The sequence below is a fragment of the Paenibacillus sp. An7 genome (assembly GCF_009870785.1).
GTDB lineage: Bacteria > Bacillota > Bacilli > Paenibacillales > Paenibacillaceae > Paenibacillus.
On record NZ_WTWX01000003.1, the window covers coordinates 262,395 to 276,540 of the forward strand.

General features: G+C 41.8%; 10 protein-coding genes. All 10 read left to right on the forward strand.

Going from position 1 to position 14,146, the window contains the following annotated elements; translation table 11 throughout:
- Window positions 1-25 precede the first annotated feature (25 nt).
- The 10 genes from GQY27_RS06460 (at window position 26) to GQY27_RS06505 (ending at window position 13,973) form a co-directional block, all read left to right on the forward strand.
- On the forward strand, window positions 26-910 hold the full coding sequence (locus tag GQY27_RS06460) for a flagellar hook-basal body protein (protein ID WP_160032724.1): 885 nt from the start codon (window positions 26-28) through the stop codon (window positions 908-910).
- A 34-nt stretch (window positions 911-944) separates the two neighbouring features.
- On the forward strand, window positions 945-1,781 hold the full coding sequence (locus GQY27_RS06465; RefSeq protein ID WP_160032725.1) for a flagellar hook-basal body protein: 837 nt from the start codon (window positions 945-947) through the stop codon (window positions 1,779-1,781).
- A gap of 9 nt (window positions 1,782-1,790) precedes the next feature.
- Window positions 1,791-1,991, forward strand: coding sequence for a DNA-directed RNA polymerase subunit beta (locus GQY27_RS06470; RefSeq protein WP_160032805.1), 201 nt, complete (start codon window positions 1,791-1,793; stop codon window positions 1,989-1,991).
- A gap of 282 nt (window positions 1,992-2,273) precedes the next feature.
- Window positions 2,274-2,705 carry a 3-hydroxyacyl-ACP dehydratase FabZ gene (fabZ, locus tag GQY27_RS06475; protein ID WP_160032726.1) on the forward strand — a complete coding sequence of 144 codons (432 nt, stop codon included), beginning with the start codon at window positions 2,274-2,276 and terminating at the stop codon, window positions 2,703-2,705.
- A gap of 109 nt (window positions 2,706-2,814) precedes the next feature.
- A complete protein-coding gene (locus GQY27_RS06480) occupies window positions 2,815-4,524 on the forward strand; it encodes a phospho-sugar mutase (RefSeq protein ID WP_160032727.1) in 1,710 nt (569 codons plus the stop codon).
- Window positions 4,525-4,736: 212 nt separating this feature from the next.
- The gene (locus GQY27_RS06485; RefSeq protein WP_160032728.1) at window positions 4,737-6,752 is read left to right on the forward strand and encodes a DUF5693 family protein; all 2,016 of its coding nucleotides are present in this window, start codon (window positions 4,737-4,739) and stop codon (window positions 6,750-6,752) included.
- Window positions 6,728-7,897: a polysaccharide pyruvyl transferase CsaB gene (gene csaB / locus GQY27_RS06490; RefSeq protein ID WP_160032729.1), complete on the forward strand. Its 1,170-nt coding sequence runs from the start codon at window positions 6,728-6,730 to the stop codon at window positions 7,895-7,897. Before GQY27_RS06485 ends, csaB begins: the two co-directional genes overlap by 25 nt.
- 7 nt (window positions 7,898-7,904) lie before the next feature.
- Window positions 7,905-8,681, forward strand: a complete 777-nt coding sequence (locus tag GQY27_RS06495) for a WecB/TagA/CpsF family glycosyltransferase (RefSeq protein ID WP_442950884.1) — start codon at window positions 7,905-7,907, stop codon at window positions 8,679-8,681.
- A gap of 118 nt (window positions 8,682-8,799) precedes the next feature.
- Window positions 8,800-9,924 carry a glycosyltransferase family 4 protein gene (locus GQY27_RS06500; RefSeq protein WP_160032807.1) on the forward strand — a complete coding sequence of 375 codons (1,125 nt, stop codon included), beginning with the start codon at window positions 8,800-8,802 and terminating at the stop codon, window positions 9,922-9,924.
- A gap of 161 nt (window positions 9,925-10,085) precedes the next feature.
- Window positions 10,086-13,973 carry an S-layer homology domain-containing protein gene (locus GQY27_RS06505; RefSeq protein WP_160032730.1) on the forward strand — a complete coding sequence of 1,296 codons (3,888 nt, stop codon included), beginning with the start codon at window positions 10,086-10,088 and terminating at the stop codon, window positions 13,971-13,973.
- Window positions 13,974-14,146 lie beyond the last annotated feature (173 nt).

Consider the following 14,146-nt stretch of genomic DNA (forward strand, 5'->3'; position numbering starts at 1 on the left):
TTGTAATAATAAGGAGGGACCTGGTGTGATTCGAGGTCTTTATACGGCAGCTGCAGGAATGGTTGCTCAACAGCGTAAACATGATACGGTAACACAGAATATTGCTAACCTTAATACGAACGGTTACAAACAAGTGGAGAGTCTGGTTCGTTCCTTTCCGGAAATGCAGCTTAGCAGAAGCGGTGACTCCTCTAGTCCCTTCAGTAAGGTGATTGGCAGTTTAAATACAGGCGTATTTGCAGAAGAAAGCATGTCTATGAATGTACAGGGGGATCTTATACCCTCTGATAAAATAACAGATTTTGCACTATATTCAGATCTACGTGTTACAAATCCGAATACAGGCGAAGCCATTCCTTTTGATGCGTCAGGTAAATATATCAGTGATAATGGGGATGTAATTTATAAACCGCAGGCTTATTTTACCGTGCAAGATGAGGAAGGAAACGTAAAATATACCCGGGACGGCAGTTTTCAGGTGGATGCGGAAGGCAGACTGCTAAGTTCAACAGGCTATGAGGTATTGTCAGATAATGGTGAACCTATTCGATTGACAGGCGCCATGAATCAATTTAAAGTGGACGAGCAAGGACAGCTAGTGAATCCTCTTACAGGAAGAGTCACAGGTGAGAGACTTGGTATTACCATCGTGGATGACCCATATCAGCTAGTCAGAGAAGGTAATGGGAATTATGTGCTAAGCTCGGGTCGTGCGGGATCAGCGCGACTGCTTGGAGCAGAAGACCGGGTTCAAGTAAAGCAGGGATTCTTGGAACGTTCAACAGTGGATTCAGCGCAGTCGATGGTTGATTTAACAGCAGCTCTTCGAGCCTATGAAGCCAATCAGAAAGTAATTCAATTTTACGATAAAAGCTTGGAAAAAGCCGTAAATGAAATCGGGCGTGTGTAGAGGTACTACATATTTTTGAAGTTTGGGGGATTATATGAATAATTCAATGATCAGTGCTCTCGTATCCATGACGAGCATGCAGCAGCGACTGGATTTGATCGCAAATAACGTTGCGAATGTAGACACGGCAGGTTACAAGAGCAAACAAGCTTCATTTGAAGATGTACTGACAGGTGTTCAGCAGCAGGCTTCCTCTTTGTCACGGGATGGCAGAGCAACGCCGCTCGGTTTTAATGTAGGCTATGGTGTGAAGATGACATCGATTACTCAAGATATGGCACAAGGGGAACTAAATGAGACAGGAAATCCCACAGATCTGGCTATTGAAGGAAATGCGCTGTTTGCTGTAGAAGTGAATGGTCAAAAAGCATGGACAAGAGCAGGTGATTTCCGTTTTGTACCGGATGAATCGGTTCAGGACCCAAATGCAGCACCGCGTATGAGACTCGTAACGAGTGATGGTTATGCTGTACTCGGCAGAGATAATCAGCCTATTACTGCACCGGCAAATGCTACGGTAGCATTTGATTCGAGCGGTAACTTATTAGTGCGGGAGAGCGGCTCCATGAGTGCAAGAATTGCAGGGCAACTTCAACTCGTTGAACCCATGCGTCCTGAAGGGCTCGTAGCTAGCTCAGACAACTTGTTCAGCTTAATTTCTGGAGCCAGCGAAAACATGGTTTTTGGAGAAAATGCGGCAACTACGGTGCCTGAAGCGACCATTAGGGCAGGTTATTTAGAGAATTCCAATGTAGATCTAACGAGTGAGATGACGCAAATGCTTGAAGTACAGCGCACTTACCAGCTGGCTGCCCGCGCACTGAGTTCAAGTGACACGATGATGAATCTTGCGAATACAATGAGGGCATAGGTGAAGGTTATGACTGAAGAAAAAAAAGTAGAGAAGAAGAAGGGATCTTCACGGAAGATCTTACGCCGGCTTCTGATTCCGCTGCTTTTGTTACTTGCTTTAATCGGAGGTATGTTAGTCGGTTATGTGGTCGTTGGCGGGAGAGATATTGGATCTGCCTTTGATTATCTAACATGGAAACATATATTTGATCTTGTTTTTGCACCTTAATTGGGTAGGCAGAACGTAGTATTGTGGATCGCTTTAGAAACGGAACTCCTGTGAAGCAGGAGTTTTCTTTTTGTTCCCGAAAAATGTATAATGATGGGGGACTTTGCGGTGTATACTGCAAACACAAAAAGGGCTGATTCCCTTAGACCGTCAGTATGAACTGTGCGGCACAAAGGAACAAGCCCCTTATCTTAACCTTCACTACTGCAGTTAATGAAGGATATAATTAGTATGGACGAAGAATAGGTTGTTTATGCATGTAAGGAAGGGGTTTATAAACATATGTTAGATATTAATCAAATTCAAGAAATTATTCCTCACAGACCTCCCTTTTTATTGGTCGATAAGATCGTGGAGATCGAGGAGGGTAAACGAGCAGTTGGAATTAAGAATGTAACCATCAATGAACCCTTCTTCACAGGTCATTTTCCAGGCTATCCGGTAATGCCGGGCGTACTTATTACAGAGGCTCTCGCTCAAGTAGGCGCAGTGGCTATTCTTAAAGTGGAAAGTAACCGAGGTAAGATTGGTTTCCTTGCTGGTCTTGATAATTTCCGATTCCGCGGACAAGTGGTACCAGGTGATACGCTGGAGCTTGAGGTTGAGATCACACGTCTGAAAGGCTCCATTGGAAAAGGGAAAGCAACCGCTCGTGTCGGTGATAAAGTGGTTGCAGAAGGCGAGATTATGTTTGCTCTATCTGATCCGCAATAGGCCGAATGTTACGGAATGAACTGCAATGAATTATCGATTAGCTTACAATCATGAAATAACCACATAGAGAACCATAGTTACATATGGGATAAAGGAGAATGGTGACGACATGTTAAGTGAAACTGCGAAGCAAACATGGGAACAATGGCTTAAGGATCCATCGATTGATGAGGAAACCAAACAGGAGCTAACCGATTTATCTGAAGATACGAATGAACTTGAGGATCGTTTTTACCGGGAGCTTGAATTCGGTACAGGAGGTCTGCGCGGTGTCATTGGAGCAGGCAGTAACCGAATCAACCGTTATACGGTAGGAAAAGCAACACAAGGTTTTGCACGCTACATTAATGAAGCTCATAACGGAGAAGGAAAACCTTCTGTTGTCATCGCTCATGATTCTCGTCATTTTTCACCGGAGTTTGCTCTTGAGGCTGCTTTAGTACTCGCTGCGAACGGTATTGTGGCTAAATTGTTTACATCACTGCGTCCGACACCACAGTTGTCTTATAGTGTACGTCATTTGCAGGCGACAGGTGGAATCGTGATCACAGCAAGTCATAACCCTCCAGAATATAATGGTTACAAAGTATATAATGCTTCAGGCGGACAACTTGTGCCGGATGAAGCAGAACAAGTGATTCAGTATATTCAGAATGTAGCTTCCCTCGCTGATGTGAAAAAGCTTACGCAGGCGGATGCAGAAGCACAAGGACTGCTTGTATGGCTTGGTGATGCGGAAGATGAAGCATTCATTGAAACCGTTGCTGCCGAAAGTTTGAACCGGGACCGGATCGCTGCTGAGTTTAGTAAAGATTTCAATATTGTCTATACACCGCTGCATGGTACAGGAAATATGCCTGTGACAAAAGTGCTGGAGCGTATTGGATTTACGAATGTGCATGTCGTTCCTGAACAAGCAGAGCCGGATGCAAATTTCACTACAGTGAAGTCACCTAATCCAGAAGAACGCGAAGCATTCACACTTGCCATGAAGCTAGGTGAAAAAGTGGATGCAGATATTATTATTGGTACCGATCCGGATGCGGACCGTATGGGTGCAGTTGTAAAAGATAAAGAAGGCAAATATTTTGTGCTCTCAGGTAACCAGTCCGGTGCCATTATGACGAATTATCTCCTCGAACAGCTGAAAGAGCGCGGACAGCTTCCTACGAACGGCGCAGTGGTAAAAACCATTGTAACTAGTGAAATGGGTGCTGTAATTGCGAAACATTACGGTGCGGAAGTGTTTAATACACTAACGGGCTTTAAATATATTGGTGAGAAGATGAATGCCTTTGAAGAGACAGGCAGTCATACTTATCTTTTCGGATACGAAGAAAGCTACGGCTATCTCGCAGGTAATTATGCAAGGGATAAAGATGCAGTACTCGCTGCGATGCTGATTTGTGAAGCGGCTGCTTATTATAAGAGCGTAGGCAAAACCTTGTATGATGTTCTTCAAGAACTGTATGAGCAGTTTGGTTATTTCTTAGAGAACTTGCAATCTCGTACCTTAAAAGGCAAAGATGGCGTAGCACAAATTCAGGCCATTATGACCGAGTGGCGTACTTCTGCTCCAGAAGAAGTTGCTGGAATTAAGGTTCAAGAGATATTGGATTATTCCACAGGTATTGATGATCTTCCTAAAGAGAATGTACTTAAATTCATTCTGGAAGATGGCTCATGGTTCTGCTTGCGCCCTTCAGGTACAGAACCGAAGATTAAAATATACTTTGCCGTTCAAGGCGACAATAATGAAGATGCTCATGCACGAATTCAGCGTCTTACGGATGAAGTTATGGGCCGTATTGATCGCTGATCTAAGAGCTTGTTTGATTTCTTTTTATAAGAAATGGTAAGTTAAATCAGGAGCCTTTCCGCACCGTTACGGGTTGTTTGGCGGAGAGGCTTTTGTGTTGGAAAGAAGACACAGGAATATACAGGAATCGTTTACATGCTGAGTTGCTAAATATTTGCGTGCTGGGCATGATATGGATTGTAAAAGGTATAAAATTTAGGAGGTACACATCGGTGCGTCAAAAATGGCAATATTGGAACACGGTCTCTCGTAAGTGGCTATGGATTATGGTAATTATTGGACTCATCGCTTCCATTCCTGTCATCTACGACCGTGTCACAACGGAATCCAGTTCCAAAAATGTAGAATTGGTATTCGATTATCGGGATCTTGTGGATGTAGCAGCCTATCAGGTTCACCCGCAGGACTTTATTGATGAAAAATTGACAGAACTCAAAAATGCAGGCGTATCAACGATGGCGATGTTTGAGAGTACGCTGGATGAATTCCGTAAATCTCGTCGCATCATGATCTACAGCAGTCTAGATGTAGCGAATATGTCAGGTGAAATTTTACCGGAGAATGAGAATTATACTTATATATTATTTACAAATGAAGAGAATAAAGAAGTCTTAACTCCTATTATTGCGGACACATTCCGCAGACTGGAGATTCCAGTTCGTACATGGACTCATGAGGGTAAAGAAGGTTTGGTGATTGAAACACCTGTAGAAAATGCCAACCTAAAGCCAATGACTCCGGATCCAATTACAATGAGTGATCTAGTGGATCGTGGTTTTAGTATTATGCCTCGGTTAGGTGATTCACTTCCTTACGATCAGCAGTCCGTAGCTCAATTAATGGATATGTTTGAGAGTTTCGGCGTCAAACGAATTCTGTTTGAAGGAGATAAGGTTAAGGGATATAACGATAATGGAGAGCTGAGAAGCTTGTCATCGTTTGCAGAGCTTCTAAATCAGCATGGTATCGGACTTGCTGCAATAGAGAATTTGAAAGTGCCGCAGCATGGTTTCAGTACCCTTGCTTATCTAACAGACTACAATGTCGTTCGTCTTATCTCCCTAAGTGAAAACGATGCGAATCTATCTCCGAAAGTAATTGCAGATCGATTTACACTGGCTACAAAAGATCGTAATATTCGGATGATTTACCTAAACGCAGCACCTTCACGTAGTGCACTGCAAGCAGCAGTGACAGATCCTTTGGATAACTTGCTGGATGCACTTGGGGAAGAAGGAAACGCAGTAGAACGAATGAAAGAGAATGGTTTCACCATAGGACAAGCCGAGCCATTCAAAGTACATGAAACACCAGGTCAAAAATATTTCAAAGCCGTTGTTGTAGTCGCAAGCATTGCAATGATCGCATTAATGGTATCCTACTTCATTCCATTCCTGACGTTGCCAGCCTTTGTGCTAGGAATACTCGGAAGCGGCGGATTATATGTACTTAGACCGTCTCTAATGGAACAAGGTGTCGCTCTACTCGTTGCGATCAGTGCTCCGACGATTGCGATGGTGCTTGCCGTACGCCGTATTAATGCAATGCAGCTGAGAAATTCGAATCTTTCAGTGAGGGATCGTGTGACACAAGCGCTTATCTTATTTGTTCGAACATCGCTGTTGTCCTTCCTTGCTGTTCCGTTCATGATTGCGCTGCTGAATAACATTACGTATGCACTTGTGATTGAACAATTTAGAGGCGTAAGTCTATTGCACTTAGCTCCGATTGCACTTACGGCATTCTATATTCTGTTCTACCGGAAAGCTTTAAGTATGGCTCTGATCCGTAAACTGCTGAATCAGCCGATCACTCTTTTGTGGATACTGGCAGCGGGTATCATAGGTATGGTAGGCTATTACTATCTGACCCGTACAGGGAACTCGGGCAGTGTAACTCCAATTGAAATGGTATTCCGGACATTCTTGGAAGATACCTTTGGCGTACGTCCTCGTAACAAGGAATTTTTACTGGGGCACCCTATGTTTATTTTAGGAGCGTTTATTGCTCTTAAATATCGTAATGGAATTTATTTAATGATTATTGCATCGATTGCTCAGTTGTCTATGGTGGATACGTTCGCTCATATTCATACACCAGCGCATCTTTCCCTTATTCGTGGGGTGTTAGGTCTCGGACTTGGTCTCATCGTTGGATTGATTGCAATTGTGGTGTGGCAAGTTTTGGAAGGATGTTGGAAAAAATGGTCACCACTACTAAGAAGATAGTTATCTCAGGATATTATGGTTTTCATAACAGCGGGGATGAAGCTGTTCTTAAATCGATACTGACTGCATTGGAGTCAGAAAGTCAGCGTACGAACGTGCAGGTAGAACCGATCGTTCTCTCAGGCGATCCAGAGTGGACGCAAAAGACGTATGGTGTTCGTGCTGTGCATCGCATGAAACTTGGCGAGGTCCGCCGGGCCATCAAAGAAAGTGATGGTCTGATTAGCGGAGGAGGGAGTTTGCTGCAAGATGCAACAGGCTGGAAATCCATCCCTTATTACCTTGGCGTTATTAAAATCGCACAGAACATGAAAAAACCAACGTTTATTTATTCCCAGGGGATTGGGCCTGTAAAACGCGGCATTTTCAAAACGATGATTCGCGGTATTTTTAAACACTGTGAATATATTTCGGTTCGTGATGAAGAATCAGCGAAGCTCATTCAGGACTTCGGAATAAGATGGAACGATGTGCACATCGTTCCTGACCCTGTTATGGGACTTCCGCTTCCTGAACTAACGAAGGTGCAACAAGCATCTTACGGGGGAGGAAGTGCAAGAAGAACAACACCGAAGTCAGAACAAGAAGAAGAGCTGCCGGTGATTGGAGTTTCGGTGCGTTTCTGGGAGAAAGATCGTAATGAACTGGACCAGATCGCAGAAGGGCTCAAACAGCTTGCTTCCAAACATAAAGTGCATATTCGTCTGCTTCCCTTCCATTTGCCTTCTGATGATGAAGCGTCTACGTATGTGAAGCAGCGCATAGGGCCTCTACATGGTACAGGCAGTGAAGTAAGCATTTGTTCAAACGTAACAGATCCGCAAATGATGTTGTTAGAAGTATCTCGCTGTGAACTTGTTCTCGGCATGAGGTTACACAGTCTGATCTATGCAGCTTCCCAGCGTGTACCGCTGATTGGTGTATCGTATGATCCGAAGATTGATGCTTTTCTTCATCGACTGGATTCTCAAGCGATCGGCACGACGTCTTCGCTGCAAGCAGGCAAGCTGGCTGAAGAACTTGAGAAGATTCTAACGAACCGTGCGGAATGGCTTGCGACGAGAGAAGATGCAATTGCTTCGCTTAAAGAGCAAGCACAGGAGCCTGCGGTCCATATTTTAAAATTTCTAAGCGGCAAAGGATGAATGAGTCATGAATGAGCATATGGAGCAAGTACAGACAAGGTCTGTACCGACCGTGCCCATCTTTGGAATTCGGTTTTCACGCATGGATATGAATGACACGGTAGCCTATCTTGAAGAAGTCATTCGTACAAGACAGATCCACCAAGTTATCACGGGTAATCCAATTATGGTGATGACGGCGCTGGAAGATCCAAAGTATATGGAGGTCATGAAATCGGCTGAGCTGGTTGTACCGGATGGTACAGGGGTGGTATGGGCAGCGAATTACTGCGGTATCCCTGTTGCGGAACGAGTGGCCGGTTTTGATCTCCTACATGAATTAATGCGGGTTGGAGAAACTTATAGATGGAAAGTGTTCCTTCTGGGTTCTACACCTGAGGTGATTCAAGAGACAGCAAGCAGGTTACAAAAACAGTATCCTGGTGTCGTGATCTGTGGATATCGCGATGGCTTTTTTGATTCGGATCAAGACGATGAAGTAATTGCTGAGATAAGGGAAGCTGCTCCAGACCTACTGTTTGTAGCACGTGCGGTTAATAACCAAGAGCCGTGGATCGGTGAACATAAACATAAATTAGGAGTACCTCTTGTTATGGGCGTCGGCGGCAGTTTTGATGTCATTTCAGGAAAATCAAAGAGAGCACCCGTTCTGTTTCAAAAAATGCGAGCGGAATGGCTCTATCGTTTACTGCGTGAACCGACCCGGGCAAAGAGAATGCTGGCTCTACCACAGTTTGTTGCGAAAGTCGTGCGTGAAAAAGAAAACGTGACAAAATCGGTGTAAATGGAGGAAGAATTGCTAAAATCTTTGATTTTTGCTAGAAAACAGGGATAGTAATTCAAGAATCTAGGGAGTATAATGCATGGAGTTAGTTTTGATAAATTGGGGGTCGAATGAGCACATGTTAATGTTCTATATCTTGGGATTTATCGTAGCTCTTGGACTAGCGGTTCTACTTACTCCGCTTGTAAAGAAGTTCGCGATAAAGGTGGGAGCTGTTGACGTGCCAGATGCACGTAAGGTCCACACCAAGATTATGCCAAGACTTGGCGGTCTCGGGATATTTCTTGCTTTTATGGTCACATTGCTGGCATTACTTCCGTTTGTTTCGGAGTACTTTACTGCTCGAGATAACCGCTTCATCTATGCTTTCATCATTGGAGGAACCATGATTGCCCTCATTGGTGCGATGGATGATAAATTTCAGTTATCGGCCAAAGTTAAATTTTTAGCTCAGATTATTACGGCGTGTGTAGTGGTATTTGCCTTTGATATTCGAATAGATTTTGTTAATATTCCATTTGTTGATGCGTATTCTTCACTGGAACTCTGGATTTCCATTCCGGTAACGATCTTCTGGATTGTGGGCGTAACCAATGCAATCAACCTGATTGATGGACTGGATGGTCTTGCAGCAGGCGTATCTGCGATTGCGATCGGTACCATTGCGGTGATGTCCTTTATCATGGGGAATATCGTAACGGCTATGGTCTGCATGGTTCTGCTTGGCAGCATCATTGGATTCTTGTTCTTTAACTTTCACCCTGCGAAAATCTTTATGGGAGATACAGGGTCGCTGTTCCTCGGATTCAGCCTTGCTATGTTATCTCTGCTTGGATTTAAACAGATTGCAGTCGTAACCTTGATTACACCGCTGATTATTATCGCGGTTCCGCTCTCGGATACACTGTTTGCGATCATTCGTCGTTTCCTTAATAAGAAACCGATCTTTGCACCGGATAAAGGTCACTTGCATCATCGCTTGCGTGATCTTGGGTTCAGTCATCGTCAAACCGTACTCATTATTTACGGAATTGCTGCATTTTTCGGAGTGCTGGCTGTCATCCAGTCTGCTGCTGCGATCCATGAGGCCAACTGGGTAACCTTTGTGGTGATCTGTGTGATGATGTTCTTCCTGCAGATTGGGGCAGAAGTTATTGGTCTGATCGATAAGACAAAACGTCCGGTTCTAAACTTCTTCCACAAGCTTCGAATGAAAGCGGCAGAGGCCAAAACAAAGTCATAATAGATACTCATGTTATACTATGAAACTGCTATTATCTTATTTTCATTATTTCATAAACCTTATTCTCTTTAACGGGAATAAGGTTTTTTTTATGTTTTTGGGTTCATATTTCTACATAGCTGTCCGATATAGAAGGTAATTAAAAATAAAGGAGCGATTTTATGCAGCGCATCAAACGGCCGATGGTATGGCTGCTGTTAGTCTCATTAGTTATCTCATTATTTCCACCAGGTTTGGTAAGTAGGGCGGAGGCAGCTGATAACGTAGCTACCAGTTTCTTTACACCGGATATTGTTTCACTTAAGAATACAGTTAAACTGAAGCTTGAGAGTGGTACAAATCAGATTACTAGAGAGAACGTACATCAGGTGACAGATTCAAACCTCCTTGTTACCGGTACTTATACTAAAGTAACTGGATCTACATTAAGTGCAAAAGTCCAACAACTAACATGGGATCCGACTAATAAAAAGTGGATTCGTGAATCTTCAAAAGTGTCACCAGGTGTGATTCAGTTGGATTTAGATAAACCAGACAATCGCTATTCCTCAACTTTAACTTTGTATCCTGGGATGAATGAAATCACCTTTTCAGGAAATCAAGGAAGTTTAACTCGTTCAGAAACCTTCTATGTTCTTTTTGATCAGGTTCCTTATGTAGAGAGCCTAAAAGTACTTGGACTATCAGAACCCATCATTTTAAATGAAGGGACTCAAGTTGTGGTACCTAAAAAAGAGATCACATTAGAAGGAAAGATTCAGAATGCAACCAAAGCTACCGTTGCCCTGAATGGCGGTACGGCATTATCAACAACTTTATTGTCTGATGGGACATTCTATTCGCCACAACTACAGCTGAATGCTGGAGTAAATAAGATTACATTAGTAATAACAAACGGTTCGGATAAAGTTACGGTTGAGCATTCCCTCTACTACTATGATGAAAATAATCCAATTGTGGCTATGTATTTAGCGAATGGTACCGAAAGCGCACAGAATATGCTCTCCGGTAAACCAACATGGACTGGGACTGAAGGTACAGCAACTATATATGTTCAAGCACTTGTTCCTGATAAAGGTGATTCCGCAGTTAAGAATGTGTTTTTTGACAATGAATTAGTAACTTCAGCAGTATTCTACTCATCTATGTTGCTTGAAGATACTGGGAATTTAAAATTAACTGGGAGTAAAGATATCATTATTCCAGGTAATTCTGAGTCTGAAACATCTTATCGATTAATTACTTTTGCCATTCCTAAGTTCGCTTTTAAGAAACAGGATGAAACAGTCCTTAGAGATCAATCTCATTCTGTTCGTTTAGAATTAGGAAGTGAAACTAATGGAACTTATATAGCTAGTAAGGCAGCTAACTTTACTTATGCAGAGAATCAGACAGTTATAAATCAACTCTATTATCTTAAAGGATATGAGACAAGCAGTACTTCTTATTCTAAAGAGAACTTGAATGAAGTTAAAGTAGATTCAAGTGAGTTCTACATTTCTGTTAAAACGAATTCTAAAGTGAAGAATCCGAAAACATTGGTTGCCAAATATCTTCCGATTGGGGATACCGTTAAATTAACCTATGTTAAATCAATTAGTACTACAGAATATATTTATAAAATAACTGGCTTTCAAAACGGGAACCAAACATTACGTTTTCAATATTCTGATTCCTCCCAATACAAGGATGCTCTAATATCTTTTATTTCAAAAACGTATATTTATGTAGCTAATTTAACTGACGGACAAACGGTCACCATTGACTCGAATTCAGCTGCTAGCCTTTTAATTGAGGGTGAGTATATTGGTTTTGATTTAGCGAATAGTATAAATCAGATTTTTGTCAATGGGGAGAAACAAGCGGGTCTTCCTAGTTTTTATGATAAAGGAAAATTCGAATTTACTCTTGATGTTTCAGCAAAAAATGGACCATTGGTATACGGTGAGAACCGAATTGTTTTTACAGGAACGGTTAATAGTAACAACAATCAAATTCGAGAAATAAGTAAAGAAATACGAATCTATATATTGGATAAGAATGTATCTAATATATCTTCATTCCAGCCTGCTGTAACAAAGGATCGTGTCCGTTTCCCTGATACTTTTGAAGAGTCAGCAGATAAACAGTGGTCTCAAATCTTCAATTTGACACCCGAGTTTATTTATAATAATGAAAAATACACGACAAGTCTGGATACACATGATCTTATAATTCGAGGTAATGGTGCGACAGATATTGACCTGAAGCTTGGTTCCGCTAGTATTTTTAAATTAAACATTCCAGTTAATGTAGAGTCGAGAAACCATAAAAATGAGGATGGATATGATTATTATTATGATTTTTATGGAGATCAAACGGACTTCGCCATCCGAATTAAAGACATACCTCTTACTCAAGCGGGAACATATGTTTACAATCTAGAGCTTACGAATAGCACAGGGGCAAAGACAAGTCAGCAGATCGAGCTAGTGCGTGAAGTAAAGCCATATCGTCTTCTGGCACCTCAAGCAACGGTAGATGGTGCTTATGTAGTAAACAAAAACTTTGTTCGTTTTGATATTGAGGCTAAGGGGGCAAAACAGGTTCTTATCAATAAAGTACCTGCTATCCTTCGCTCTGATCTTGGAGAAGATCGTTTCCTGTTAGACTATGTAGGCTTAAAACAAGATAAAGCCAATACAATCAAGATTGATATTATTACAGGGAGCACAACAATCTCCGATACGATATCTGTATACTATACCGGGACTGTTGGAGTAGATTCTCAGTACATGGCACCTAAAGTGTCTAATAAATACAGTGTATTTAACAAAAGTGTAGAACTTGAATTCCCGAAAGGGACCATTATGCAATCCACAACAGCAAAAGGCATTACAAAATTTTATCCCAATACTCAGTTACTCTTCGGTATAGCGGACTCGAAGGATGGGGTAGTAGAACGTAAAAATGATTACGGCAATATTATTGGATTTCCGAGCACTGGATTGACCGAAGAAGAAACAGGAATACCCAACTGGAGTATCCCTGATGTTTACTTGCAACGATTCAGCAGCGATTTATTGACTCGTAACTTTACGCCTGTATCTAATGTATATTGGATAAATGGAGGTATAGGAGAGCAGGGTGATTTGGGTACTTCGTCATATCTGCCGCCAACGAACGGTTTAGCTCCGTATTCAATTGAAGGACTGTTCGGAGATCCTACAACTTCTTCGGAACGTAAAATCATACCTTCGCAACGAGGAGAGTTAACTATAACTTACAACAATAGCGTTGTTGATGAAGTCGGCTCCACTATTACCGTATATAAATATAACTCTAATCGTGAATGGATTAATGTAGGCGGAGTAGTAGATACAAAAAAACATACGGTTACTGTTCCATTTGATGAGTTTGGCTATTATGTTGTAATGAAGCAAAGCCGCAGCTTTACTGATATTACGAATCATAACTGGGCTAGAAACATCTTGAATGCCATGTATTCTAAAGGTCTTATGAACAACTTGCGAAATGATTTATTCGGGACAGATGATCGAACATCTCGCGGAGAATTTGCCACGCTTCTAGTTAAAGGATTAAATATACCTCTTAACTATAATAATAAGCAGACATTTACAGATGTTAATCCTGGATCAAAAGATCTTACCTGGGATTATGCTCATATTGAAACAGCAACAAGAGCAGGGATCGTTACAGGTCTTACAGAAGGGGTCTTTGGACCAAGCCAGCCCCTTACTAGAGAACAGGCCGCAGTTATGATTGCTCGAGCAATGAAGCTGAAACTTCCTGTTAACGATAGTAAGCTTACTGATAATCTTGCGAAAATGTATGTAGATGCAGGAAGCATTAATACTTATGCTCGTCCCGCAGTATACGCTGTGAATAAAGCTAAAATTATGCAAGGTAATCCAATTACACTGCCTGGACAAACAAAACCCCAGTACAATTTTAGTGCGAATGGTTTCCTAACAAGAGCAGAAGCAGCAAAGATCGCCGTTGAATTATTCAAAAAGACAACAAAATTATTCCCAGCGAACTTAAGCTAATAACGGATGTAATTCGAGAGGTTGACCTTATAATTAGAGGTAACCTCTCGAATTTTTTTGAAGAATTAGTAAGAATATAGTGTGATTAGTTAAATGATAGGTGAATTTTGGGATTGAATTTTTAATGTTTTCTTATTTTGCCCAATATTAAATTAATATATAGTTTTTGTAAT